Origin of the sequence: Vibrio sp. Hal054, from assembly GCF_037162405.1 — a bacterium.
Taxonomy (GTDB): Bacteria; Pseudomonadota; Gammaproteobacteria; order Enterobacterales; family Vibrionaceae; genus Vibrio; species Vibrio diazotrophicus.
The window spans coordinates 1,899,931-1,926,865 of sequence record NZ_JARLUT010000001.1 but is presented as its reverse complement, the minus strand read 5'-3'; the positions used below and the strand labels follow the sequence as shown (position 1 = coordinate 1,926,865).

Genomic DNA, 26,935 nt, shown 5'->3' with positions numbered 1-26,935 from the left:
ACAGTTATGCCTAAATCCAACACAATTCCTGTTGTACTGACTATTGCCGGATCGGACAGTGGTGGTGGTGCGGGTATTCAAGCCGATATCAAAGCGATATCCGCGACTGGCAGTTACTCCGCTTCGGTTATCACCGCGATTACCTCTCAAAATACATTGGGTGTGTTTGATATCTTGCCCATTCCTTTAGCTCATATTGAAAGTCAGTTAGATGCAGTATTCCAAGATCTCAATATTGTCGCGGTAAAAATTGGCATGTTGGCGGATACCGATATCATCAATTTGGTAGCTGATAAGCTGGAACAATATCGACCAGAACACATTGTTTTGGATACCGTGATGGTGGCAACCAGTGGCGATTTACTGCTTAAAGAAACGGCGATAGACAGCTTGAAAGAACGCTTGTTGCCTCTCGCAAGCATTATTACGCCAAATCTACCAGAAGCCGCAGCACTGACAGGACTCGATATGCCAAGAGACGCTGAGCAAATTGAGCAGATGGTTACTGCAATGCGTCAGTTAAGTACTTCTGCGGTATTGCTCAAAGGCGGGCATTTAGAGGCGTCTGATGAGAGTGATGACCTGTTGATTACCCAAAATGAAACTCACAGATTAAGTGCTGAGAGAATTCACACTCCCAATACTCATGGGACGGGTTGTACCTTGTCTTCGGCCATTGCTTCGTTTTTGGCTCAGGGAGAAGATATGCTTTCAGCGGTCAGTCATGCGAAGGAATACATTACCCAAGCGATAGGACATGCTGATTTACTTGATGTTGGACAGGGCCGAGGCCCCGTCGATCATTTCTTTATGCTGCATCAATAGAAATTTCTTTCCACTCTCCAGGCTGAAGGTCGCCCAACTCAATATTACCGATTGAGTAGCGAATCAGACGCAGAGTAGGGAAGCCGATGTGCGCTGTCATGCGTCTTACTTGACGGTTACGACCTTCAATGATGGTAATCGCAAGCCAAGTGGTTGGAATGGCTGCGCGAAAGCGCACTGGTGGATTCCGAGGCCACAAATGGGGCTCTTCAATCACCACGACTTGCGCAGGAAGCGTTGACCCGTCCTTTAATGTCACTCCATTTCTAAGTTGTTCTAAATCTGACTCTGTCGGTGCACCTTCAACCTGAACCCAGTAGGTTTTAGGCGATTTTGATTCTGGCTGAGTCAGTTTGGCTTGCAAAATACCATCGTTGGTTAACACCATTAGACCTTCGCTATCGCGATCGAGGCGGCCTGCTGCATATACATCTTTTACTGTTATGAAATCGGCGAGCGTTTTTCTGCCTTCACCATCAGTAAACTGGCTTAACGTGTCATAAGGTTTATTAAAAACAATGACTTTACGATCTTCAATGTTCACTTTTGGTTTCTGAACCGCAGGTTTACGTGCTCTTTGGCTTGTTGAAGTGCGCCCAGAAGAACGATTCCCTTGTTTGAAACGCGGTTTATGAGTCGAGTGAGGAGCCTTAGCAGTGCTTCTACGCGAGCTGGATGACATGTTAACTACCTTGCAAAAATGTAAATGAAGTGTGTTTGAAAGTTTTCTGAAACTCGCTTTTGCGCTACAATTTTCGCGCCCAGAAATAGGATAAACGACAAGATGATAGACTATTATCCTAATTTTGTTTAATTATAACTATCTTCACTCAAGGACTGTATTTAAGACTCGTTGTGGTCTAAAACACATAGACGTATTCGAATACAAAAAAGAAAGAGTGAGACTATCGTGCACAAGTTTGGGATGTTTCCCGCTTGAGCCGTACATTCACACAACACATGCCCGTGTGTTGTTAGAACAAATAGGGAAAGTTCATGCCAACAGATAAACCTACAATTATTTATACAATCACTGACGAAGCCCCAGCTCTAGCTACTTATTCATTGCTGCCTATTATCCAGTCATTTACGGCATCGTCGGGTATTGAAATTGAAACTCGTGATATTTCTTTAGCAGGACGTATTCTTGCTAACTTCCCAGAGCATTTGAAAGAAGACCAGCGCGTTGGTGACGCTCTGACGGAACTCGGTGAACTTGCACAAACTCCCGAAGCGAACATCATCAAACTGCCAAACATCTCAGCATCGGTTCCTCAGTTAAAAGCGGCGATCAAAGAACTTCAAGACAAAGGTTTTGCACTTCCAAATTACCCAGAAGAGCCTGCAACTTACGAAGAAGAAGCGATTAAAGCAACGTACGACAAAATCAAAGGTAGTGCGGTAAACCCTGTACTGCGTGAAGGTAACTCTGACCGTCGTGCTCCTGCATCAGTGAAAAACTATGCGAAGAAGAACCCACACTCAATGGGTGCTTGGTCTGCGGATTCTAAATCTCACGTTTCTAGCATGAGTGAAAAAGATTTCTTTGGTACTGAAAAATCGGTCACTGTAGACGGTGCAACACAAGTCTCTATTCAGTTTGTAGGCAAAGATGGTTCAACGAAAGAACTGAAAAAGCCTTTTGCACTGAAAGACAAAGAAATTATTGATGCAAGCGTTTTGAACAAGAAAGCTCTCGTAGAGTTCTTCGAAAAAGAGATTGCTGACGCAAAACAACAAGATGTTCTGCTTTCTCTACACATGAAAGCAACCATGATGAAAGTGTCTGACCCAGTCATCTTTGGTCATGCTGTTAAGGTTTACTACAAAGAAGTGTTCGACAAGTACGGTGACGTATTCGAGCAACTTGGTGTTGATGTAAACAACGGTCTAGGTGATGTGTATGCGAAAATCCAAGCATTACCTCAGGCACAACGTGAAGAGATTGAAGCTGCACTTCAAGCGGTTTATGCAACTCAACCGCCACTGGCGATGGTTGACTCTGACCGCGGTATTACCAACCTACACGTACCTAGCGACATTATCGTTGACGCGTCTATGCCAGCGATGATCCGCTCATCAGGTCAAATGTGGGGTCCAGACGGTAAGCAGAAAGATACTAAAGCAGTGATCCCAGATCGTTGTTACGCTGGCGTTTACCAAGCTGTAATTGAATTCTGTAAAGAGCACGGTGCATTTGACCCAACGACTATGGGTAGCGTACCAAACGTGGGTCTGATGGCTCAAAAAGCGGAAGAATACGGTTCACACGATAAAACCTTCATTCTTGATGCTGACGGTGCAGTGCGTGTTGTTGATGCAGCGGGCAATGTATTGCTTGAACAAGAAGTTGAAGCTGGCGATATCTTCCGTATGTGCCAAGTTAAAGATGCACCGATTCAAGACTGGGTTAAGCTTGCAGTAAACCGTGCACGTGCTACAAATACACCAGCAGTATTCTGGTTAGACGAAGCACGCGCTCACGATGCTGAGCTGATTAAGAAAGTGAATCAGTATCTGCCTGAACACGATACCTCTGGCCTAGAAATCAAGATCCTTTCACCTGTAGATGCAACGCTATACTCTCTAGCACGTATCAAAGAAGGTAAAGATACGATTTCAGTAACAGGTAACGTACTACGTGATTACTTAACTGACTTGTTCCCAATTCTAGAACTAGGCACTTCTGCGAAGATGCTTTCAATCGTTCCACTAATGAATGGTGGAGGTCTGTTTGAAACAGGTGCTGGTGGCTCTGCTCCTAAGCACGTACAGCAAGTCCAAAAAGAGAACCACCTACGTTGGGATTCTTTGGGTGAATTCCTAGCGCTTGCTGCTTCTCTAGAGCATCTAAGTGTGGTGACTGGCAATGCGAAAGCGCAAGTATTGGCTGACGCGTTAGATAAAGCGACAGGTAAATTCCTAGATCTTAACAAGTCGCCATCACGTAAAGTAGGTGAGCTAGATAACCGTGGTAGTCATTACTACTTAGCGACATATTGGGCAGAAGCGTTGTCAGAACAGACTCAAGATGCCGATCTTGCGGCTGAGTTTGCACCAGTGGCTGAGCAGCTATTGGCTAGCGAAGAGAAAATTGTTGCTGAGCTAAATGATGCTCAAGGCGTTGCGGGTGATTTAGGTGGTTACTATGCATTAAACGATGCGATGGTTTCTAATCTAATGCGTCCAAGTTCAACACTGAACAGTATCGTAGATCGCGCATAAGCTCAAACGACGCTTGACGATAAAATACAAAACCCGCCAATTGGCGGGTTTTTCATATCTATCAATTTATAAATCGTTAGCATTTTAATAACCAATGGGTCAGTAAATGGTAAGGATTTACTCGGCAGCGAACTATTTAGATTGTTGCCCTTCAATAGGTACGACACTACTAGCGTGGTAGCCTTTAGGTCCCTGTTCAACTTCATATGCTACTTGCTGTCCCGCTTTCAGTGTGCGGTAGCCATCCATTTGGATAGTAGAATAATGAGCAAAAATGTCTCCATCTTCGCCTTCTGGACAGATAAAACCAAATCCTTTGGCGTTATTGAACCATTTTACTGTACCTGTAGCCATGCTATACGTCCCTCATGCATTTTGTTACTGATGTTGTTGCGGAGAAATTACTCTTATTGATTTACTACGTAGATAGTTTGATCAAATGACTTGATGTTGATTACTCCAATTAGTGAATATCGATTCAGCCGCTGCCAAATTTTTAGTCACTATTTGACCAATGTAGTCAATGATTGAGCACAGTCAATAGGAGAATGGTATAAAAATGCATACTTTTATAAGCAAATCACTTTTGAGATATCCCCAATTCATTTGATGTCAATCGTGAAACAAGCATTCATGCTGGTTATGACTGACTCAGCTTGGGACTTTAAACCAAATAGTGTTACATAAAGGTGACGAGTTTTTGAACGTTTAGAATAAACTCGTTTGTTAATAGCAATGTTTTATTTGCAGCGATACAATTGCTGCATTAGTCTCTAAGTAAGGATTGTTTTTCACCTTCACTGACAGCGCCTTAGTTATCAAAAGTGATGACATAGTAAGAGAAGAGACATTTTTAAGAGAAACACTCCTAAATACGGCCATCATGAGTAAAAACTTCGAATGGGTTACTCCAGACTCAGATCTACTGGAGCGAGAAAAAACAGCAACAAAACCGCCGTCGATGTATAACGTTATACTGAATAATGACGACTACACACCGATGGATTTTGTAATAGAAATCCTTGAACGCTTCTTCTCTATGGACATAGAAAAAGCGACACAAGTGATGCTCAGAGTTCATTATGAAGGGAAAGCAATTTGTGGCACGTTTACTGCTGAAGTTGCAGAAACGAAAGTCGCTCAGGTGACAATGTACGCACGGGAAAACGAGCATCCACTGCTTTGTACGATGGAAAAAGCGTAACATTTGCAGATGTGGTTGTTCTTTAAGGAGGCCTTATGCTTAACAAAGAACTAGAGTCTAGTCTAAACGGCGCGTTCGCTCGAGCGCGAGACAAAAGACATGAATTCATGACCGTCGAGCACCTCCTACTTGCATTGTTAGAAAACGATGCAGCGAAGGAAGCATTATTGGCCTGTCAGGCAGATGTTGACGTTTTACGTCGAGAGCTTGACGTATTTATTGACCAGACAACCCCTCTCATCCCAGATAACGACGAAACACGTGAGACTCAGCCAACGCTCAGCTTTCAACGTGTATTACAACGTGCTGTGTTCCATGTTCAATCATCTGGTCGCAGTGAAGTCACGGGTGCTAACGTGCTGGTTGCTATTTTTAGTGAGCAGGAATCTCACGCAGCCTATCTATTGAAGAAGAACGATATTAGTCGTTTGGATATCGTTAACTATATTTCCCACGGAATTACTAAAGCATCGAGTTCAAGTGAAGACCCATCTTCCGATTCGTTTGGTACGGAGAGTTCAGACGATTCTTCAGCCGATGAAAGACTAGAAAGCTTTGCAACGAACTTAAACCAGTTAGCTGGTCAAGGTCAGATAGATCCTCTGATTGGTCGTGATAAAGAACTTGAACGTACGATTCAAGTGCTATGTCGTCGACGTAAAAACAACCCATTATTGGTGGGTGAAGCAGGCGTAGGTAAAACCGCTATAGCGGAAGGTTTGGCTTGGAGAATCGTTGAAGGACAAGTACCGGAAGTGATCCAAGACAGCGTTATTTACTCTCTGGATATTGGTTCACTACTTGCGGGTACAAAATACCGTGGTGACTTTGAGAAACGTTTTAAAACTATTCTTAAACAACTTGAGAAAGAGAAAGACGCGATTCTTTTCATCGATGAAATTCATACCATCATTGGTGCCGGTGCTGCGTCTGGTGGTCAGGTTGATGCAGCGAACTTAATTAAACCTCTACTAAGTAGCGGTAAGTTGCGTTGTATTGGTTCAACCACCTATCAAGAGTACAGCAACATTTTTGAGAAAGAGCGCGCGCTTTCACGCCGATTCCAAAAAATTGACGTTGTAGAACCTTCGTTGGATGACACCACCAAAATTTTGATGGGTTTGAAGCCAAAATACGAAGCTCACCACGACGTGCGTTACACCAACAAGGCACTTCGTGCTGCGGTTGAATTGTCTGCGAAGTACATCAATGAGCGTCACTTACCGGACAAAGCTATTGATGTTATTGATGAAGCTGGTGCGCGTGTTCGCCTAATGCCAGCGAGTCGCCGTAAGAAAACAGTCGGTGTGGCTGAGATTGAGTCCATGGTTGCAAAAATGGCTCGTATCCCAGAGAAATCCGTCTCTTCGTCGGACAAAGATATCCTGAAAAATCTGGATAAGAAAATGAAGATGCTGGTGTTCGGTCAAGATAATGCGATTGATGTGTTAACCGAATCCATCAAGCTGACTCGTGCTGGTTTAGGCGCGGATAATCGTCCTGTCGGTTCATTCTTGTTTGCTGGTCCAACGGGCGTAGGTAAAACAGAAGTCACCGTTCAACTGTCTAAACTGTTGGGTATTGAACTACTCCGATTCGACATGTCTGAATACGGTGAGCGACACTCTGTGAGCCGTTTGATCGGTGCTCCTCCAGGTTATGTTGGTTATGACCAAGGTGGTTTGTTAACTGATGCCGTGATTAAGAACCCACATGCGGTTGTTCTTCTAGACGAAATTGAAAAAGCGCACCCTGATATCTTTAACTTGCTATTGCAAGTGATGGATAACGGCACGCTAACAGACAACAACGGTCGCAAAGCGGATTTCCGTAACATCATCTTAGTGATGACAACCAACGCTGGCGTGGCTGAAACAGTGAAGAAATCCATTGGTTTGATTCAGCAAGATCATAGCCATGATGCGATGTCAGAAATCAAGAAAGTGTTCACACCAGAATTCCGTAACCGTTTAGACCATACTATTTGGTTTAACAGTTTGGATGAAAGTGTAATTCACCAAGTGGTTGATAAGTTCATCGTCGAGCTACAAGTACAATTGGATGCTCGTGGTGTATCTCTTGAAGTTTCAGAAGATGCTCGTCATTGGTTAGCTGTGAAAGGTTATGACCGTGAAATGGGTGCACGCCCAATGGGACGTGTCATTCAAGATCAGTTGAAGAAACCACTGGCTAATGAGTTGCTATTTGGCGCATTGGTTGATGGCGGAACTGTGAAGGTGGCTCTGAAAGATGATCATCTTGTCTTTGAATACTTAGGTGCTAAAGAGGAAGTGCTGCATTGAGACCTTAACTGCGTGTAGCTAGTAGCCAAAAAGGCGAATCTTTAAGATGTAATACCCGTCAGATTGAGAAATCTGACGGGTATTTTTGATCTTGCAACGAATACGCTATTTCTGTTTTATGAGAATATTAAGCCCTTGCTTAAGAGATTCATATGTATATTCTTCATCGCAAGCGATTCCCGAATAACAACTTATAAGTTTTCGAGTATTAAAAAATAAGCTGAATTTTGTGAAGTAAATCTAAAAAGAGAGCTTTGGTTTTATGTTTGTGAATACCGTATCTAAAACTTTAGTTTTGGATAAAATATTCACATTTCATGAATTAATGGTAATCTTGCATCAATATACACATATAGATTATCTATTTAATTCTACTGCTAGTTATCAATCTAAGCCTTTATATGAAAAAAGTTCTAGTTGTTTCTTACTCTCAAAGTGGCCAGCTTTCAAAGTTTGTTGAATCATCGACGAAATCTCTTTGCCAAAGTGATGATATACATGTTGACTATCACATTTTGGAGCCAGTTAAACCTTATCCATATCCATGGTCTTTTTACCCTTTTTTTGACGCATTTCCAGAAGCAATTTATATGAATGGTTGTGAGTTAAAATCCGCTTCAAATTTAGCTGATGAGTATGATTTAGTTATTATCGCGTATACAGTTTGGTTTTTGGCTCCTGCTATTCCAATTACGGGTTTTTTAAAAACAGAGCAAGCTAAACAGCTATTAAAAGATAAACCAGTTGTTACTCTTATTGCTTGTCGTGATATGTGGGTTATGGCTCAAGAGAAAATGAAAGCTCTAATAACTGAGTGTGGTGGACATTTGATTGATAATGCGGTTTTAACCGATCAAAGTGGCACTATTTACTCATTTATCACTACGCCTCGTTGGTTGTTAACAGGTAAAAAAGATCCTTTTTGGATATTTCCTGCGGCTGGAGTGAGCGAACAAGATATTAAAGAAAGTGCTCGGTTTGGTGAACGCTTAGCTATGGCATTAGAGCAGGATTTGGAAAAAGAGAAGAAACCCCTCTTGACTAATTTGGATGCCGTTAAAGTTAACGGTAAGTTAATTAGTTCCGAAAAAATAGCGACTCGTTCGTTTATGATTTGGGGAAAGCTAATTCAATTATCGGGAAAGCCGGGCGCTTTATCTCGTAAAGTGATCATTACTGTCTATGTGTTGTTTTTAGTTGCAATGATTCTCACTCTGGTTCCAATTAATTTACTTGCTAAGAAGCTTATTTCACCATTGATGAAAGACTCGATTGAAAAAAGCATTAAATACTATGAAAAACCCTCCGGACGATAAAATGAATAAAAAAGTATATATAAACGATGTCCAAGCTTTTTTGCCGAATGAGGCGGTAAGCAACAAGCAGATAGAAAGTGTTTTAGGACAAGTTGGCGATCGTCCATCAAGAGCTAAAAATCTTATACTACGCTCCAATCAAATTAAGCAGCGATATTATGCGATTGATCCAGAGACAGGCAGTACAACACATACGAATGCACAACTCACTGCTGAAGCAATTAAACGGCTTAACTCAGATTTTTTTGATATCAAAGAAATAGAGCTTCTTGCTTGTGGTACAACTATCGCAGACCAGTTGCTGCCCAACCATGGGTTAATGGTGCATGGTGAACTTAAAATCCCTAGCTGTGAAGTGGTCGCGTTGGCGGGAATCTGCTTAGCAGGAACCATGTCTCTTAAGTATGGCTATATGTCCATATTAAGTGGTCAAAGCAGCAATGCAGTTGTTACTGGTTCCGAAAATGCATCCGCTATGATGAGAGCGGGCCAATTTGAAGCAGAAGTATCAAGTAAGGTAGAAGAGCTCGAACGTCAGCCTGAAATCGCATTTGAAAAAGACTTTTTACGTTGGATGTTAAGCGATGGCGCCGGTGCTGCTCTTCTTAGCAACAAAAAAAATGACCATGGTATTTCGCTCGAAATAGAATGGATTGAGCAGAAGTCCTATGCAAACGAGCTGGATGCTTGTATGTATGCGGGGGCTGAAAAACTAGAAAATGGATGTTTAAAAGGGTGGAGAGAATACTCTACTCAGTCGTGGCTAGACAAATCGATCTTTTCCGTAAAACAGGACGTAAAACAATTAAACGAAAATATAGTGGAATATACAGTGACACGTCCGCTAAGAGATCTTGTTACCAGTGGTAAAGTGAATCCTCATGAGATCACTTACTTCCTACCTCATTACTCTTCTGGATATTTCCGCGATCGATTGTATCAAGGCATGTTAGAGGCTAATTGCGATATCCCACAAGAGCGATGGTTTACTAACTTATCGACCAAAGGGAATACGGGATCTGCGTCTATCTATATCATTTTGGAAGAGCTCTTCCATTCAAAACAGTTAAAAGTAGGTGACACATTGTTGTGTTACGTACCAGAAAGCGGGCGTTTTTCTACCGCCTTTATGCAGCTTAAGGTGGTGTAATGGAAGCGAATAAGGTACCTCAAGATCAGTCTTCTACTTACGCTAATAACGCTAAAGCTTTGTATGCCACCAGTGAGTCTGGTGAATACGGTGTCGTGGCATCGTCGGGTTGGGAAGCTGAAGAGTTGGTGACTAAGCAAGCGCTCAATGAATTTGAGCGTCAGGCGATAGCAGCTTATAAACTGGTTGAAAGCGGAGAGAAATCTCCTTTGTATTACCATATGTATGCTCGACGTATGGATCTTATGGTTTTGGCTCAGTCAGTAGGGTGGTTCCAATGGCGGGTTAAACGTCATATGAAACCTACAGTTTTTGCCAAGCTTCCAATTAAAAAGTTGAATGCATACAGTGAGGCGTTGGGGATCAGCGTTGAACAGTTGTCCACCTTGCCAGAGCTCAATGTTGAGGAAAACGATCATGAGTAGTAATGAGTTTTCTCACAAACACTATGCGCACTGCGAAAGTGGAGTCATGTCATCGTTACTGGCCCATCATGGTCTGCCTTTATCTGAGCCAATGGTGTTTGGTCTATCCAGTGCACTTACTTTTGCTTATCTTCCGTTTGTTAAGCTAAGCGGAATGCCTTTGATAGCCTATCGCTCTATGCCTAAATCAATCATAAAAGGTGTGCAAAGGGCATTAGGGGTGAAAATGAAAGTAGAGACATTTTCCAAACCAGAACAAGGTACGAAAAGGCTCGATTCGTTATTGGCTGACGGAAAAATTGTAGGTGCGCAAACCTCTGTGTTTTGGCTTCCATATTTTCCTGAGGAAATGCGTTTTCATTTTAATGCTCATAACCTTGTTGTTGTTGGTAAAGAAGACAATACCTATACCATTAGCGATCCGGTGTTCGAACATCTGGTTTCCTCTGATGAAACGGCATTGCAAAAAGCCCGCTTTGTTAAGGGCGTTATGGCACCTAAAGGTGCACTCTATTATCCAACTTATGTACCTTCATCGGTTGATTACCCTGAGATCATCAGAAAAAGTATCAAGAAAACCGCCAAATCCATGTTGAAAACACCAGTACCTATTGCGGGACTTAAGGGCATGTATTTTCTGGCGAAACATATCCGAGCGCTAGAGAACAAAGACGAGCATTACGCCAAATTGTTTTTAGGTCATATCATTCGTATGCAGGAAGAAATTGGTACGGGAGGTGCAGGGTTCCGATATATATACGCGTCATTTCTGCAAGAATCTGCCGCACTTATTCATAATCAAGCTTTGGAAAAGGCATCAAAAGATATGACGGCAATAGGTGATGAATGGCGAGAGTTTGCGTTACTGATTGCTAAAGTGATTCGTCCGAGAAATAAGCAAGCAATTGATTATTCTGTGATTGCATCCAAACTAGAATCCATTGCAGGCCAAGAACAAAAGCTTTATCAATCACTTCTGAGAGCCTTTTAATGATCCAAATCGAGGCACTAACCAAGTCATACAATGAAGTTAAAGCGTTAGACAATTTATCATTAGTTATTCCTTCCAACTCTATCTTTGGTTTACTTGGGCCGAATGGGGCAGGGAAAACCACACTCATGTCTATATTGAATGGCTTATTAACTTATGACGCGGGTAGCGTGAGTTTCTTTGGGATGCCTTTGGCGAAAAACCTTAAGGAAATCCGTGAACGTTGTTCGTTGATACCCCAAAGTCTCGCGTTTTATGAACACTTGTCTGTGAAAGAGAATTTGAAATTTTTCGCTGGTATTCAAGGGATTAAAGGTGAACGTTTTCATCAAAATTTTGAATATGCCATCGAAACAAACCGCTTATCTTCAATGCTGACACGAAAGGCATCAACTTTGTCCGGCGGACAAAAGCGTCGACTGAATATTGCAATTGGCCTGTTGAATAACCCTGACATTCTGTTTTTCGACGAACCGACGGTTGGTATCGATCCTGAGTCACGTAATGAGATTTTGGACAGTATTAAAGCCTACGCCAATGACAATAAAACGATTGTCTATACCTCTCATTACATGCCTGAAATTGAGAAGATCTGCGATGAAGTTGCGATTATTAACGCAGGGAAAATAATCAAGCAGGGAACCATTGATGAGATGGTTAACAATCATGAGGCGCAACAGGTAGTTGTTGAACTCTATCCTCAGAATCAATCTATCGATGGTCTTTTTGAGGCGCAACAGATGGTGCAAGTGATCAATAACGAAACCCTGCTGCTCAATACCATAGAGGCTTCAGTGATTACTCAGGTTCTTAACTCACTGGAAGCAAATCAACGTAAAGTCAAAAATATCCGCTATGGAACAACAACCTTAGAATCGATGTTTATTCAGCTAACGTCTAAGGATCGCAACGATGTTTAAGGCGATGCTTACGAAAGAGTTTTTACTAATAGGTCGCGATAAACATGCGTTAGCGGCACTGTTTATTATGCCGGCAGTGTTTATCCTGATTATGTCTATCGCCTTAAAAGATGTCATGAATGACGATAAATCTCTGATGAGTTATATCGTGATAGATAGAGACCAGACTCATGCCAGTCAAACATTAGTAGAGGAATTGGCAGAGACTCCATCTTTCTCACAACGGGATTACAGTGAAGAGACGTACCGCTCCCCTGAAGATGAAGGGGTTCTGTTTATAGTTGATATACCTGAAGGCTTTGAAAGCGATTTATCAGATATTAAGTTGACGGTTGCCGCTGATACTTCTCCATCACTGTTAAGCATTTTTAAAAGTCAGATGTCACTGATTGTGATGAAACATCAGTTAGACACTATGAGTTCAGCTATTCAAAAGCAGTTTGGTTCGCGTGGCGGGCGAGACGTTAAGTCTTTCGACGAAGAATTTATTGAAGTGAATTATGCTAAGTTTGCACAAAATGAAAAACCAACGTCAACGCAGCAAAGTGTGCCCTCTTGGATAGTCTTCGGTTTATTTTTTGTCATCATTCCGATGTCCACCATCTTTATCAATGAGAAAAAGCAGAACACATTAAGACGGCTTTTGACGATGAATGTTAGCATTCTTAATTTGTTTGCTGGGAAAATCATTCCCTATATGTTGATAAACCAAGTTCAGGTATGGCTAATGATTGGGGTCGGTATGTTCGTCGTTCCTTATTTCGGAGCGGCACCTTTGACGATTTCCGGTTCTGTTTTTGGATTGATATTGGTCTCTATAGCGTTAAGTATCTCTGCTATTGGTCTGTCTATTTTAATTGCGACTTCGGTAGACAGTGTGGAGCAAGCAACAACCATAGGCGGAATAATTAATATTCTCTTAGGTGCTATCGGCGGAGTTATGGTGCCAAAGGTTGTGATGCCAGAATCGATGCAAACATTGAGCAACATCTCTCCGATGTCATGGGGGCTTGAGGGCTTCTTAGATATTTTTTTGCGTAGTGGTGGAGTGCGAGACATCATTCCAGAAGCTATCGCTTTGAGTCTGTTTGGCTTGATATCTCTTAGCCTTGCGGCTGTTATATTTACATTTAAAAAAAGGAAAGAAGCATGAGAGGCTCTTTGGATAATGAATTCAAATTAAAACTAAAGACAATGATTCTTGAAGAGTGCGATCGTGATGACATTGACGCGAATGAACTGTCTGATGACGTGATGCTATTTTCTCCAGAGAGTGAACTTGAGTTTGACTCCGTTGACGGATTACAGATCTCTATGCTGCTTCAACGACACTTTAACTTGCGTTTAGTGGACCCGAAAGAGTTCCGCCGTGTGGTCACCACGGTGAATCATCTTGCCGATCATCTGCAACCGGAATAGTTTCATGATCACTATTTTAGCGGGAGAAGTTCTTAGTGCTTTGGGCGACAAACATCAGCAAGTAGAAGCGTTACAGAATGGTGAGTTTTTCGTTCAGAGTAAAGCCATTCAGGTATTCGACCAAAAACGAACGATTCCTTACTATGCGATACGGAATGAAGGAAAGTTCGATGCGTTGTTCGACCCTGTTCCATATTTAACAGCATTAATCGATTCGATTTTCGAGCAGTGCGCAATTGAGCCTAGTCAGCGCTCGCGATGTGGTTTGTTCGTCGGCTGTGCTTCTAATGATCTATCTTTGTCTGTTCCCCTTGGTGAAAGCATCAAGCAACAAGAAACACTATCCATTGCAAAGCAGAGAGTTGGGAACGGGAGATATGCTGAACGACTAAGTGCGCATTTTGGATTAAATGATTTTAGCCTCACATACAATACAGCCTGTACTTCAAGTTCAAATGCAATTTTAGACGCCGCCACTATGCTTGAAAGTCAGATACTCGATTACGCATTAGTGGTCGGGATTGAAACTTTTGCTGACCACTCTGTGGAGGGGTTTGTCTCTATGCAACTTTTGGCGACTGAAAGTTGTAAGCCGTTTGATATGACCAGAGATGGTTTGATACTAGGAGAATCATTAAGTGTGATTCTCATGAGTCGTAGCGATATCAAGGCATCTCCTTGGCACTTTCTTGGCGGAGATGCCCGTTGTGAAACTCACAGTGTCACAGGTGTTAATCCTGATGGATCTGGTGTGGCGAAAGTGATTCAACAAGCTTTGGATAATGCGGGTGTATCATGTCAGGATATTCGTGCCATTAAGGCGCACGGCACAGCGAGTTATTTGAGCGATTTAGCCGAAATTAATGGTATGAGGTCAGTGTTTAAGGTAGCCCCTCCGTTTTTCTCTCTGAAGCCTTATATAGGCCATACGTTAGGGAGTTGTGGAACGAGCGAATTAGTGTTGATGATGAATGCCATTGACCATGGTTTCATTCCACAAACGCCTAATTTTTCAACGGTGGACCCTGAAATGAACTGGTCTCCTACTCAAGAGCCTATTTCATGTAAACAAGGTGTCTTTTTGATCAATTGCTTTGGTTTTGGCGGCAATAACAATGTTTTTTTGATTGAAAAGCAGGAAGCATGATGTATATCCAGCAAGTCTCTTCATTTTATGTTCACCGAGATCTTTCGGTTGATATTAAGCAGGAATGCAAACAAGTTGCTCCGAGTTATATCCGTAGAACGGACCGCTTTATTCAACTAGGAATATTGGGCGTATCGGGTATAAAAGGTGTATCCACGAACACCGCTCTTTATCTGGTTTCTGGTCAGGGTGATTTGTCTGTATTTTGCCGTTCATGCGAGCAGCGATATATTGAAAAAACACCCCCTAAGCCAGTGGATTTTATTAACTCATTAAGCAACACCGCTGGTTTTTACATCAGCAAATATCTGGGTTTAGACAGCACGAATTTGAATTTATCACACCAAGGTTTTGTGGTTGAAAACGCATTGCGACTTTCAGACGCTAAATTACGTCTGAACCGAGAATCCCAGATCTTGCTTGGTGGAATCGATGAGCTGCCGAGCGAGACCAGTTCTCCTCATAGCTACATAGATCTCAATGATGACGTGATAATTGGGGAAGGTTCTAACTGGCTACTACTGAGCCAAGAGGAAAACAATGCATTAGCTCAAGTTGTACATGTATCAGAGATGATGGATTACGATGGCTTCACAAGATATTTAGATTCGATAGTAGAACCCAGCTATGTTGCGATGAGTGACAGAATGGATGAGGTATCGCGAGCGAAAGTAATGGCGTGTGAATATCTTGAACTGTTCGATGTAGCTTGTGACTTCTATGAAACGAATATGCTTTATACGATAAACCAATTTGTTGAAACTAGGGTAGGTATACTGCAGCTTATCAACTTCTTAGATGGGAAGTATTGTGTCACGAAGATAAAAACGGAAGTTTCAGTCTAAAGGTTCGGTAGTGAAATGACGGGGAGCTTGTGCTTCCCATTCTGGATTTAACACATCAAGCATTTCAACAATTAAATAGCTCCCTCTGTGTTTTCTATTGGTAGAGGGTGATCCCCAAAAGAAAGCTAAATTGTCCCTTACATTTCAAGATGCGTTGTATTCATTAGAACCGTAACAAAAAACGGAGCCCTAAGCTCCGCTTTTTGTTGTATTCGAAAATCAGAGATTAACGAGCACGGAAGACGATGCGGCCTTTTGATAGGTCGTATGGAGTCATCTCAACAGTAACTTTGTCACCCGTTAGAATACGAATGTAGTTTTTACGCATTTTACCAGAGATGTGAGCCGTTACTACGTGACCGTTTTCAAGCTCAACACGGAACATTGTGTTTGGAAGAGTATCAAGGACAGTACCTTGCATCTCAATTACGTCTTCTTTAGCCATTTAATCCTCTTTAGAAATGTGGCGCAAATCAACGACCTATCGTGCCGATGATTGTTAAACAAGTTAAGTTGGGGCGTATTCTACCCTTGCCAACGCTGATTTACTAGCCTTTGATGGCGTTGGAAGCGCACTTTATAGTTCATAGCGGGGCAATCGTCGATTTGATAACCTAAATAAAGCCACTGTTTACGGCTGTTTTTGCAATATTCCAACTGAATCAAAATAGCCAGAGTTCCAATAGATAGTGAGGATTCTGGGTCAAAAAAGGTATAAAACGCGCTCGCACTATTAGGCAGAATATCGGTTACTGCAACCGCGATGAGCTGATTATCTTCATAAATATGAAGAAACTGGGTGTTCAGCCATTGGGAATTAGCAAATTTATCAAATTCATCTTTCTGCGGTGGATACATGGTGCCATCGCGATGACGAGCCTTAATGTATTTAGAGTAGAGAGAGAACCAGTTCTCATCTAACTTGGGTTTAAGTTCCCAAGTCAGATGCGGCTTCATTTTGTTGATTAAACGCTTCTGACTTTTTGAAGGGGTGAAACTAGGAACAGAAACACGCAAAGCATGGCAGGCGCTACATGTATCGCAGTGGGGTTTGTAAATCGTATCGCCACTTCGGCGAAAACCATTCGCGAGAAGAATTTCATAATTTTCGTCAGACTGCATACTGCTATCAAGTGCGACAGCAACACGCTCCATGCGGTCTTTGAGATAACTGCATGGGTGATTGTTTGTCAGGCCAATTCTAATTTGGTGTATATCAGAACTCACGCTTTACTCCTAAACAGACTCAGATTCATCTGTAATGCTAATACTGAGCCACTGGCGTTTGAAACACGCTTCTTTTATTGCTTTATCTCTAAAAGATAGCAACGAATTTATAAATTCGTCACGTGGTAATTCAAATGCACCTAATGATGCGAGATGTGGGTTCATTACTTGGCAGTCAATGAGCTGCCCACCATGCTTTGCAAAATGATGACAGAAATACCATAACGCAACTTTGGAAGCATTGGTTTGCGTGCTGAACATGGATTCACCGCAAAAAATCTGCCCCATCTGAATGCCGTATAAACCACCGACAAGCTGTTCCTTCTGCCATACTTCAACGGAGTGGCATTTGCCAAGATCCGCCAGCTCACTATAGGCTTCGCGCATTTCTGCATGAATCCAAGTCTGTTCTGGCGATCGAGTTGCAGCGCACATTTCAATGACTTGTTTAGTCGCATGGTTGATGCTGACCAAATATTGTTGTTTACGCTGATATTTTTTCACACTTTTGGCTGGTTTGAATGTCTTAGGGTCAAATACTGCTCGCGGAGATGGGCTCCACCATAAAATGGGTTCACCGGGACCATACCAAGGGAAAATACCATTTTTATAGGCGTTATAAATTCGATTTGGGTTGAGATCTCCCCCAAAAGCCAGCAGACCGTTTGGATCTTCTAATGCTTCATAAGGTGAAGGGAAGCCGTAATCATTAGCAGCCAGCTCTGGAAGATAAATCGTCATCGAAACCCCAGCTTTGATTAGGAGAGAAAATGAAAAAATGGATATGGATCATATTGATTTTTCCGTTGTTTGCCAATGCCAGTTATCAACGTAACCAAGCAAGACCCGTAAACGAAGTCGTATTTGGAACGATAGAAAGCGTTCGCTACATTTCCCAACAAGATATTGTTCAGTCGAAAGCAAACGGCTGGGAAACCTTGTTGGGCGCTGTGGTTGGCGGTGTGATCGGCAATCAATTTGGTGATGGTCATGGGCGGGAAGTTGCCACGGCAGTAGGTGCTATTGCGGGAGGAAGTATCGCGCATAAGAATGCGAATCGAACTTACAGCATTGAGTATCGATTAGTGGAACTTTTGATAGAAACGAAAGACGGAAAATGGATTGATGTTATCCAAGATGTCGACCCTCAAATGCTGTTCAGCAAAAAAGATAAAGTGCGAATTTTATACTTTGACGATGGCGTTCGTGTGGACAAAGAAATGTGATGACTAAAAATTCACGACGACTAGAGATTTAGGCTAGTTTTCACGGTTGAATTTAGTTAGTCTGCCAGTACGAAGAATTTTACATCGCTCCAGATAAAAAGAGATATGAGAGCGGTGCAAGGAAACACAGCATTAATGGAAAGCCTTACGTTACAACCCATTCAAAAAATCAGTGGAGAAGTGAATCTCCCAGGTTCGAAAAGTGTATCAAACCGCGCCTTGTTGTTGGCGGCTTTAGCCAAAGGGACAACGCGACTTACTAATTTGCTCGACAGTGACGATATTCGCCATATGTTGAACGCACTTACCAAACTCGGTGTTCAGTATCAATTATCTGACGATAAAACAGTGTGTGAAGTTGAAGGTCTAGGTAAGCCGTTTACCGCAGATCAGGCTCAAGAACTGTTTTTGGGTAATGCGGGTACAGCAATGCGCCCACTTGCCGCAGCATTGTGTTTAGGCTCGGGTGACTATGTACTGACTGGCGAACCTCGTATGAAGGAACGCCCAATTGGTCACTTAGTGGATGCCCTGCGTCAAGCAGGTGCGGATATTGAATATCTAGAAAATGAGAACTTTCCGCCACTACGTATTAAAGGCACTGGTTTAGCGTCAGGAACGGTAGAAATTGATGGTTCAATTTCAAGCCAGTTTTTGACCGCATTCTTGATGTCAGCTCCGCTTGCTAAAGGCGACATCACGATCAAAATTATTGGTGAATTGGTTTCTAAACCCTACATCGACATCACCCTGCATATCATGGAACAGTTTGGTGTTCAGGTTGAAAACCATGATTACCAAGAGTTTGTTGTTCGTGCTGGTCAAAACTATGTATCACCGGGTAACTTTTTGGTGGAGGGCGATGCCTCTTCTGCGTCTTACTTCCTTGCTGCTGCAGCAATCAAAGGTGGTGAGATTAAAGTGACGGGTATTGGGAAAAACAGTATTCAAGGGGATATTCAATTTGCTGATGCGCTTGAGAAAATGGGCGCAGAAATTGAGTGGGGCGAGGATTACGTTATCTCGCGTCGCGGTGAACTTAATGCAGTTGACCTTGATTTCAACCATATTCCTGATGCGGCGATGACCATTGCTACAACCGCTCTTTTTGCCAAAGGCACTACAGCAATTCGCAACGTGTATAACTGGCGCGTGAAAGAGACTGACCGTCTTTCCGCTATGGCGACAGAATTGCGAAAAGTGGGCGCAGAAGTGGAAGAGGGTGAGGACTACATCGTTATCACGCCTCCAGCTAAGCTAACTCACGCTGCGATTGACACTTATGACGACCATCGTATGGCCATGTGCTTCTCGCTAGTTGCCTTAAGTGATACACCAGTGACGATTAATGACCCGAAATGTACATCAAAAACTTTCCCAGATTATTTTGAGAAATTTGCAAATCTGAGTCATTAACCCGTTGAAATAAAAGCCTCAAATGAGGCTTTTATTATTTTTCGACACTGAACTCTTTCGACAGCTGATGAGCTAGGTATTTAAACATGTTAAATACCACTGTAGTCTTCTCGGTTGGTAAGCCATTTTCGTTTAGAAAATAGTTGCCTTTAAATACCAGAACGTCGTCTTTTTCTTCAACACTGTCTGCTCTTAAACCTTCGAAGTACTGCTCGTGGTCTTGAATTAATTGGTTCGCAATTAGTAGCAGTTCAAACTCACTGACGGTTTTTTTATCATTCATTAATGTGTTACCTCATAAAACGAAATCTGAAACTGAATTAACACTGGCAATTAAATTGCCTTGGTAGGCGGTTGTCAACTCAGCACACTGTTTGAGTATTTATCTGGCAGTGTAATGCTACTTGTGCTCAATTCCATGATCGAAAACAGAAATGGTAGGATTTGTGCAATTGCTACTTTTGTGATTTGCTCCATATTTAATTCGTTTATAGTCGCGTCTGGGAATCAGCCATTCTAGTATGTGCGGGTTTTTGAACGTAGAAGCACAATTCGTCGATTTGTCGAGCAAATAAAAAGGATTTTAAAAAAACAAGTTGATCTTCTTGTTGTTCGGCTCGATAGTAAAAAAAGAAGCAACCTTGTAGAGCGCCGTTTGATTGAGCGTTTTCATAGTGATTAAGGGCATTTGAGTCAAATTATGGGTAAATCACTCGTTATAGTGGAATCACCAGCCAAGGCGAAAACAATTAATAAATACCTTGGAAAAGACTTCATTGTTAAGTCTAGTGTCGGTCATGTCCGCGATCTACCAACCGCAGGTCAAAGCACTGCAACAACAGCTGCCAAAAAAGCTGCTGCGGTATCAAAAAATTTAAGCGTAGAAGAAAAAGCTCGCCTTAAAAAAGAGAAAGAGCGCAGCGCCCTAATCAAAAAAATGGGTATTGACCCTTATCATGGTTGGGAAGCGAATTACCAAATTCTGCCAGGTAAAGAAAAAGTTGTAGCAGAGCTACAGAAACTTGCGAAAGATGCTGACCACGTCTATCTCGCAACCGATTTGGACCGCGAGGGAGAGGCTATCGCTTGGCACCTTCGTGAGATCATCGGTGGCGATGAAGAGCGATACAAACGTGTAGTGTTTAACGAAATTACTAAGAATGCTATCCAACAAGCCTTCCAAAAACCTGGAGACTTGAACATGGATGGCGTTAACGCGCAGCAAGCACGCCGTTTTATGGACCGTGTTGTGGGCTTTATGGTTTCTCCACTGTTGTGGAAAAAAGTCGCTCGTGGCTTATCTGCGGGCCGTGTGCAGTCTGTTGCTGTAAAACTACTGGTAGAGCGTGAACGTGCGATTAAAGCATTCGTTCCTGAAGAGTTTTGGGATATTCACGCGGATACAACAACGCCAGCTAAAGAAGCGTTTCGTCTTCAAGTTGCGCAGAAAGATGGCGAAGCTTTCAGACCTACCAATGAAACGGATGCCATGGCATCTGTGGCTGCGTTGCAAAAAGCCGTTTATGAAGTGTGCAAACGTGAAGACCGCCCAACCAGCAGTAAAGCAAGCGCTCCGTTCATAACATCGACTCTGCAACAAGCGGCAAGTACTCGCTTAGGCTACGGTGTTAAGAAGACCATGATGTTAGCTCAGCGCCTCTACGAGGCGGGTTACATCACTTACATGCGTACTGACTCAACCAATTTGAGTTCAGAAGCGGTGGAAGCGGTTCGCGAATACATCAGTTCTGAGTTTGGTGCGGATTACTTACCTGCAAAAGCGAAAGTTTACGGCAGCAAAGAGGGCGCGCAAGAGGCGCACGAAGCGATTCGCCCTTCTAGTGTAGAAGTGAAAGCCGACGACCTTGAAGGTATGGAAGCGGACGCTCACAAACTGTATGCACTGATTTGGAACCAGTTTGTGGCTTGTCAGATGACTGACGCCAAATACGATTCAACAACAGTCAGCGTTAAAGCTGCTGAATACACCTTGAAAGCGAAAGGCCGTATTCTGAAGTTTGATGGTTGGACTCGTGTTCAACGCCCACTAGGTAAGAATGAAGACCAAATTCTTCCAGCAGTGAAAGTAGGCGATAAGCTTTCGCTTGAGAAGCTGGATCCAAGACAGCAATTTACTAAACCGCCAGCTCGTTATACGGAAGCGGCTTTGGTTAAAGAACTTGAAAAACGTGGTATTGGTCGTCCGTCGACTTACGCTTCAATTATCTCAACCATTCAAGACCGTGGTTATGTAAAAGTTGACCAGCGTCGTTTCTATGCCGAAAAAATGGGCGAAATCGTTACTGACCGTCTAGACGAAAGTTTCGATGACCTGATGAACTACGATTTCACTGCGCGTATGGAAGAGAAGCTGGACCAAATCGCAGTCGGTGAAACCAGCTGGAAAGAGGTTCTAGATAGCTTCTTTAACGATTTCAGTACGGATTTGGAAAAAGCAGAGCAAGATGAAGATCATGGCGGTATGAAACCAAATCATATCGTTGAAACCAGTATTCTTTGCCCTACCTGTTCACGCCCGATGGGAATCCGCACAGCTTCAACAGGTGTGTTCCTAGGTTGTTCTGGCTATGCATTGCCGCCGAAGGAGCGTTGTAAGACAACGATCAACCTTGGTGACGAAGAAGGCATTATCAACGTATTAGAAGAAGATGTTGAAACGGCGGCTCTTCGTGCGAAGAAACGTTGCCCAATTTGTGAAACGGCAATGGATGCGTACCTGATTGATGATAAGCGTAAGCTGCATGTTTGTGGTAATAACCCGAACTGTGACGGTTACATTGTCGAACAAGGTGAGTTCAAGGTTAAAGGTTACGATGGCCCTGTTGTTGAGTGTGATAAATGTGGCTCAGACATGGTGCTTAAAAATGGCCGTTTTGGTAAGTACATGGGATGTACTAACGAGGAGTGTAAAAACACTCGCAAGATTCTTCGTAATGGTGAAGTTGCTCCACCAAAAGAAGAACCAGTACATTTCCCAGAACTACCATGTGAAAACTCTGACGCCTACTTTGTGCTTCGTGATGGCGCAGCTGGTTTGTTCTTTGCAGCAAGTAACTTCCCTAAATCTCGCGAAACTCGCGCGCCTTTAGTTGAAGAACTGGCTAAATATAAGGAACGTCTTCCAGAGAAATTCCATTATTTGGCGACTGCACCAGAGAAAGATCCTGATGGTCGTCCTGCTGTTGTTCGTTTTAGCCGTAAGACTAAAGAACACTATGTGCGTACAGAGAACGATGGTAAGCCATCAGGCTGGACCGCGCTTTACATTGATGGCAAATGGGACATTACGGATAAGCGTAAAAAATCCTAAATGAATCTTCGGATTTAAATAGAAAAGGGTAGCGAATAGCTACCCTTTTTTCTTTTTTGAAATTGCACGTTTCGCTAACGGGTTATTGTCTGGTTAGTGTAATTAGAATCATCGAACTTGTGCTGAAACTCATACTTTAGAATATTACCCATAACTAATGAACGGGAATGTCATCTTCTACATACTTTCTACTGCTATAAACTTAAGAGCAGATATGTAACTTGTTGCTTTTCCTGTCAGTTCTTTGAAAAAGCATGGCACAGTCTGCAACGCTACCTTGTCCCCCCCAACTAAAAACGCAAGGTAGACGTCAATATAATAAATGGAGAGTTATATATGTTTGGTGTACTAGGAATGATATTGGCTGGCGGCGAAGGATCTCGTCTAATGCCATTAACCGAAACGCGTTCAAAACCCGCGGTGCCTTTCGGTGGCAGCTACCGGTTGATTGATTTTGCCCTAAATAACTTTGTTAACGCAGACTTAATGAGGATCTATGTTCTAACTCAATTCAAATCACAATCCCTTTATATTCACATGAAAAAAGGCTGGAACGTTTCTGGCATTACTAATCGTTTTATCGACATTATTCCTGCACAAATGCGTGATGGTAAACGTTGGTACGAAGGTACGGCCGATGCTATTTATCAGAATATTGTCTTTGTTGAACAATCAGGCGCTGCAGATGTTTGTATTTTTGGCTCTGACCACGTCTACAAAATGGATATTCGTCAAATGTTGGAGTTTCATCTTAAAAAACAAGCAAAGCTGACGGTAGCAGCATTGCGAATGCCAAGAACAGAAGCTTCGAAATTTGGCGTAATAGAAGTGGATAGTGAAGGCCAGATGATTGGCTTCGAAGAGAAGCCTGAGAATCCTAAGCCAATTCCGGGAGACCCAGACTGGTGTTTGGTCTCCATGGGTAACTACATTTTTAAATCGACGGTACTGTGTGATGAGTTGAGAGAAGATGCCGTGAATACAGAGTCAAGCCATGACTTTGGTAAAGACATTATTCCGAAGATGTTTCCCCATGGTGGTGTCTATGTGTATGACTTTTCTCAAAATAAAATCAAAGGAGAGATTGAAACAACCTACTGGCGTGATGTAGGTACGATAGAATCGTATTGGTCGGCACATATGGATCTTCTGTCTAAGAACCCGCCATTCTCTTTGTACAACCGTAGTTGGCCTTTACACACCTACTATCCACCGCTACCACCTGCAACTTTTGTTGATTCTGGTGAGCGTAAGGTTAAAATCACAGACAGTTTAATTTCTGGCGGTAGTTATATCCAAGGATCAACCATTTACAAATCAGTTTTGGGATTTAGAAGCAATATTGCGGCTGGCTCTTTGATTAGTGAATCTGTTATCTTGGGTGATGTGAAAGTAGGGGCGGGTTGCTCAATTAAGCGTGCCATCATCGACAAGCATGTTGAAATCGCCCCCGGTACTGTCATTGGTGAAAATTTAGAATTGGACCGACAACGATTCCATGTATCTGATGACGGAATCGTCGTCATAGCAAAAGGAACGAAAGTTGGATTCTAGAAAGGAACAACTCAATGTGTGGTTTACCGTTTCAGAAGTTCAAGGACTAGTAAAAAGTGGAGGCTTGGCTGATGTAGCCAAGGCTCTGCCAAAAGCCTTGCTGGAACTCGGTCATGAAGTCGCCATTGTTTTACCTGGCTACCGCACGGTACCAGACAAAAACTCATCGCCAGTGATTCTCGAAACAGAACTCACTCATTGGCCTCATATTCGTTATCAGGTTCGCCAAACAGAACTGGAAGGCGTACCAATTTATCTTATTGATTGCGATGCCTACTTTGACCGCCCTGAGCTGTATGCAGAGCGTAATCAAGCCTATCACGACAACGGGGAGCGCTTTGGCTTTTTCTCTTCTGCTTGTTTGGATGTGTTACCTAAGTTAGGAATCAAGCCAGACATCATTCATGCCAATGACTGGCATACTGGTCTAGTGCCTTTTCTATTGAAGACTCGCTTCAAAGATGACCCGTATTTCGCTGGTGTGAAAAGCGTCATTACCATCCACAATGCGATGTTTAAAGGTGTATTCTCTCATCATCAACTGGAAGTGATTCCAGAACTCAACCTCACTGGTATGGAATTTCTTGAATATGGTCACGATCATATCAGTATGCTCAAAGCCGGTATTGCATTTGCAGACAAAGTAAACGCGGTAAGTCCGAATTACGCGTCAGAGCTTCTAACTCCTCTTGGCTCTCATGGTTTAGTTGATGACTTTGTGCGCCGTGCCCGTGATTTACATGGCATCGTTAACGGCTGTGACTATAGCGAGTGGAACCCAAGAACCGATACCTACTTGCCTGAAGTCTACTCCGATGATGCGAAATCATTGAAGAAGGGTAAGCTTGCCAGCAAGAAAGTATTGCAAGAAGAGTTGCAGCTACCGCAGCGTGATGTCCCAATGTTTGGTATGGTATGTCGGCTTACTCACCAGAAAGGTTTTCACTACATTCTTCCTATTTTGGAGAAGTTTCTGCACAACGATGTTCAGTTGGTCATTGTGGGTACAGGGGAGCCAGAAGTGGCTGCTCAGCTGCACAAAATAGCGAGCGCTCACCCTACGCAATTTGCGTTTGTTGAGGCGTACAGCAACCGATATGCACACCTTGTTGAAGCAGGTTCGGATTTCTTCTTAATGCCTTCTGAATTTGAAGCGTGTGGTCTAAACCAAATCTACAGCATGGCGTATGGCACGCTGCCAATCGTACGTGAAGTCGGCGGTCTCAAAGACACGGTATTAGACTATGACAAATACCCTAGCGAAGCGACGGGGTTTGGTTTCCAAGAACCGTCACCAGAGGCTCTGCTTATAACCATGCAACGAGCTCTGCTGTTCTATCTGCAACATCCAGATTTACTGTTAGAAGTTCAGCAACGAGCGATGAGATGTGACTTTAGTTGGCGAGAATCCGCGTTGGAATATGTGAAAATGTATCACTACGCAATTTTTGACTAAAAGTTCACTTGAATAAAAACAGAGCCTTAGCGCTCTGTTTTTGATCTGGTCGACTTTGGAAGACATTTTTTAACAACTCCAATCACCTTGAAAGGTCAGTCTGTGGTAACCTCGTGCCATCTTCTTTGGTTTAAATTAAGTGGTATCAATGCTTCAAAGCATGCTTTTTCATAAAACTTACCATCATCCTACGAGTAAAGAGTGGGTGGTATTTGTTCATGGTGCTGGAGGTAGTTCGGCCATTTGGTTTAAGCAAATTAAAGCGTATAAGCAGCACTTCAATTTGCTATTCGTCGATTTGCGTGGTCACGGTAAGTCACCCCAGCTTATCAAAGACTTAATCCGCAACAAGTACACGTTTAAGTCAGTGACATTGGATGTGTTGCGAGTGCTCGACCACCTAAAAATTCAATCTGCGCATTTTGTTGGCATGTCATTGGGTACCATTATTGTTCGCAACCTTGCAGAGCTTGCCACTGAGCGAGTCAGTTCTATGGTGTTGGGTGGTGCTGTTACTCGTCTAAATGTACGTTCGCAAATACTGGTGAAGCTCGGGCATATAAGTAAGAATTTCGTGCCGTACATGTGGCTCTATCGTCTATTTGCTTACATCGTGATGCCTCAGCGTAGCCAAAAGCAATCTCGCAATTTATTCGTTAGAGAAGCAAAGAAACTCTGCCAGAAGGAGTTTAAGCGCTGGTTTACGCTTGCCGCAGAAATCAATCCAATGATGCGTTGCTTCCGTGACAAAGAGTTACCGATTCCAACCCTATATTTGATGGGGGAGCGTGACTATATGTTTATTCAGCCAGTTAAAGATATGGTTGCTATGCATGAGAAAAGTGAGCTTTGGGAAATTCCCAATTGCGGCCACGTATGTAATATCGAGCAGCCGGAAGTCTTTAACCGCGTTTCTATCGACTTCATCAACAAACAGTTAACGCTGAAAGCGTAG

25 protein-coding genes are annotated in these 26,935 nt (G+C 42.8%); 19 read left to right on the top strand and 6 right to left on the bottom strand.

The features are described 5' to 3' along the window. The first annotated feature begins 6 nt into the window (after window positions 1–6). Window positions 7–825: a bifunctional hydroxymethylpyrimidine kinase/phosphomethylpyrimidine kinase gene (gene thiD / locus P4S58_RS08925; protein ID WP_337163660.1), complete on the top strand. Its 819-nt coding sequence runs from the start codon at window positions 7–9 to the stop codon at window positions 823–825. Here the strand turns inward: thiD and P4S58_RS08920 are convergent. Further along, window positions 809–1,507, bottom strand: a complete 699-nt coding sequence (locus tag P4S58_RS08920; RefSeq protein WP_337163659.1) for an rRNA large subunit pseudouridine synthase E — start codon at window positions 1,505–1,507, stop codon at window positions 809–811. The two genes, thiD and P4S58_RS08920, sit on opposite strands and share 17 nt — an antisense overlap. Before the next feature lie 314 nt (window positions 1,508–1,821). Between P4S58_RS08920 and P4S58_RS08915 the strand changes: the two genes are divergently transcribed. Further along, entirely contained in the window at window positions 1,822–4,050 is a 2,229-nt protein-coding gene (locus P4S58_RS08915; RefSeq protein ID WP_337163658.1) for an NADP-dependent isocitrate dehydrogenase, read from the top strand. 132 nt (window positions 4,051–4,182) lie between these two features. On the opposite strand, the gene cspD is transcribed toward P4S58_RS08915, so the two are convergent. Further along, window positions 4,183–4,404, bottom strand: a complete 222-nt coding sequence (gene cspD / locus P4S58_RS08910; protein WP_042481960.1) for a cold shock domain-containing protein CspD — start codon at window positions 4,402–4,404, stop codon at window positions 4,183–4,185. A gap of 529 nt (window positions 4,405–4,933) precedes the next feature. Between cspD and clpS the strand changes: the two genes are divergently transcribed. The 11 genes from clpS to P4S58_RS08855 all read left to right on the top strand — a co-directional run bounded on the left by clpS (window position 4,934) and on the right by P4S58_RS08855 (window position 15,770). Further along, complete coding sequence (gene clpS / locus P4S58_RS08905) at window positions 4,934–5,254, top strand: ATP-dependent Clp protease adapter ClpS (protein WP_042482186.1); 321 nt, start codon at window positions 4,934–4,936, stop codon at window positions 5,252–5,254. Between the two features lie 35 nt (window positions 5,255–5,289). Next, the gene (gene clpA / locus P4S58_RS08900) at window positions 5,290–7,557 is read left to right on the top strand and encodes an ATP-dependent Clp protease ATP-binding subunit ClpA (protein WP_042481962.1); all 2,268 of its coding nucleotides are present in this window, start codon (window positions 5,290–5,292) and stop codon (window positions 7,555–7,557) included. A 401-nt stretch (window positions 7,558–7,958) separates the two neighbouring features. Next, window positions 7,959–8,873, top strand: a complete 915-nt coding sequence (locus tag P4S58_RS08895; RefSeq protein ID WP_102963505.1) for a hypothetical protein — start codon at window positions 7,959–7,961, stop codon at window positions 8,871–8,873. Then, window positions 8,830–10,023 (top strand): beta-ketoacyl-ACP synthase III, encoded by a 1,194-nt coding sequence (locus P4S58_RS08890; RefSeq protein ID WP_337163657.1) that lies wholly within the window; start codon window positions 8,830–8,832, stop codon window positions 10,021–10,023. Before P4S58_RS08895 ends, P4S58_RS08890 begins: the two co-directional genes overlap by 44 nt. Then, window positions 10,023–10,448, top strand: coding sequence for a hypothetical protein (locus P4S58_RS08885; protein ID WP_102967857.1), 426 nt, complete (start codon window positions 10,023–10,025; stop codon window positions 10,446–10,448). Before P4S58_RS08890 ends, P4S58_RS08885 begins: the two co-directional genes overlap by 1 nt. Further along, complete coding sequence (locus P4S58_RS08880) at window positions 10,441–11,439, top strand: BtrH N-terminal domain-containing protein (protein ID WP_337163656.1); 999 nt, start codon at window positions 10,441–10,443, stop codon at window positions 11,437–11,439. The genes P4S58_RS08885 and P4S58_RS08880 overlap by 8 nt, the downstream gene beginning before the upstream one ends. Continuing rightward, on the top strand, window positions 11,439–12,359 hold the full coding sequence (locus P4S58_RS08875; protein ID WP_269348895.1) for an ABC transporter ATP-binding protein: 921 nt from the start codon (window positions 11,439–11,441) through the stop codon (window positions 12,357–12,359). The genes P4S58_RS08880 and P4S58_RS08875 overlap by 1 nt, the downstream gene beginning before the upstream one ends. Then, window positions 12,352–13,512 carry an ABC transporter permease gene (locus P4S58_RS08870; RefSeq protein WP_337163655.1) on the top strand — a complete coding sequence of 387 codons (1,161 nt, stop codon included), beginning with the start codon at window positions 12,352–12,354 and terminating at the stop codon, window positions 13,510–13,512. Before P4S58_RS08875 ends, P4S58_RS08870 begins: the two co-directional genes overlap by 8 nt. Further along, entirely contained in the window at window positions 13,509–13,778 is a 270-nt protein-coding gene (locus tag P4S58_RS08865; RefSeq protein WP_102952980.1) for an acyl carrier protein, read from the top strand. The genes P4S58_RS08870 and P4S58_RS08865 overlap by 4 nt, the downstream gene beginning before the upstream one ends. 4 nt (window positions 13,779–13,782) lie before the next feature. Next, on the top strand, window positions 13,783–14,925 hold the full coding sequence (locus tag P4S58_RS08860) for a beta-ketoacyl synthase N-terminal-like domain-containing protein (protein ID WP_102952981.1): 1,143 nt from the start codon (window positions 13,783–13,785) through the stop codon (window positions 14,923–14,925). Beyond that, complete coding sequence (locus P4S58_RS08855; protein ID WP_337163654.1) at window positions 14,922–15,770, top strand: hypothetical protein; 849 nt, start codon at window positions 14,922–14,924, stop codon at window positions 15,768–15,770. Before P4S58_RS08860 ends, P4S58_RS08855 begins: the two co-directional genes overlap by 4 nt. Window positions 15,771–15,996: 226 nt before the next feature. Here P4S58_RS08855 and infA read toward each other — a convergent pair whose 3' ends face one another. The 3 genes from infA to aat form a co-directional block, all read right to left on the bottom strand. Then, the gene (gene infA / locus P4S58_RS08850; protein WP_001040192.1) at window positions 15,997–16,215 is read right to left on the bottom strand and encodes a translation initiation factor IF-1; all 219 of its coding nucleotides are present in this window, start codon (window positions 16,213–16,215) and stop codon (window positions 15,997–15,999) included. A gap of 80 nt (window positions 16,216–16,295) precedes the next feature. Continuing rightward, window positions 16,296–16,997, bottom strand: coding sequence for an arginyltransferase (locus tag P4S58_RS08845; RefSeq protein WP_042481976.1), 702 nt, complete (start codon window positions 16,995–16,997; stop codon window positions 16,296–16,298). Between the two features lie 9 nt (window positions 16,998–17,006). Beyond that, a complete protein-coding gene (gene aat, locus P4S58_RS08840; protein ID WP_337163653.1) occupies window positions 17,007–17,738 on the bottom strand; it encodes a leucyl/phenylalanyl-tRNA--protein transferase in 732 nt (243 codons plus the stop codon). A 29-nt stretch (window positions 17,739–17,767) separates the two neighbouring features. On the opposite strand from aat, the gene P4S58_RS08835 reads away from it, so the two are divergent. Then, complete coding sequence (locus P4S58_RS08835) at window positions 17,768–18,223, top strand: glycine zipper 2TM domain-containing protein (RefSeq protein ID WP_042481980.1); 456 nt, start codon at window positions 17,768–17,770, stop codon at window positions 18,221–18,223. Window positions 18,224–18,358: 135 nt separating this feature from the next. Next, window positions 18,359–19,639: a 3-phosphoshikimate 1-carboxyvinyltransferase gene (aroA, locus tag P4S58_RS08830; RefSeq protein WP_337163651.1), complete on the top strand. Its 1,281-nt coding sequence runs from the start codon at window positions 18,359–18,361 to the stop codon at window positions 19,637–19,639. Window positions 19,640–19,673: 34 nt separating this feature from the next. On the opposite strand, the gene P4S58_RS08825 is transcribed toward aroA, so the two are convergent. Next, window positions 19,674–19,922, bottom strand: coding sequence for a DUF2498 family protein (locus tag P4S58_RS08825; protein WP_102952986.1), 249 nt, complete (start codon window positions 19,920–19,922; stop codon window positions 19,674–19,676). A 417-nt stretch (window positions 19,923–20,339) separates the two neighbouring features. Here P4S58_RS08825 and topA point away from each other — a divergent pair, with 417 nt between their 5' ends. The 4 genes from topA to P4S58_RS08805 all read left to right on the top strand — a co-directional run bounded on the left by topA (window position 20,340) and on the right by P4S58_RS08805 (window position 26,935). Further along, a complete protein-coding gene (topA, locus tag P4S58_RS08820; RefSeq protein WP_102963514.1) occupies window positions 20,340–22,970 on the top strand; it encodes a type I DNA topoisomerase in 2,631 nt (876 codons plus the stop codon). 336 nt (window positions 22,971–23,306) lie between these two features. Beyond that, entirely contained in the window at window positions 23,307–24,524 is a 1,218-nt protein-coding gene (gene glgC / locus P4S58_RS08815; RefSeq protein WP_042481987.1) for a glucose-1-phosphate adenylyltransferase, read from the top strand. Next, entirely contained in the window at window positions 24,514–25,980 is a 1,467-nt protein-coding gene (gene glgA / locus P4S58_RS08810; protein ID WP_337163648.1) for a glycogen synthase GlgA, read from the top strand. The genes glgC and glgA overlap by 11 nt, the downstream gene beginning before the upstream one ends. Before the next feature lie 148 nt (window positions 25,981–26,128). Beyond that, complete coding sequence (locus P4S58_RS08805) at window positions 26,129–26,935, top strand: alpha/beta fold hydrolase (protein WP_102952989.1); 807 nt, start codon at window positions 26,129–26,131, stop codon at window positions 26,933–26,935.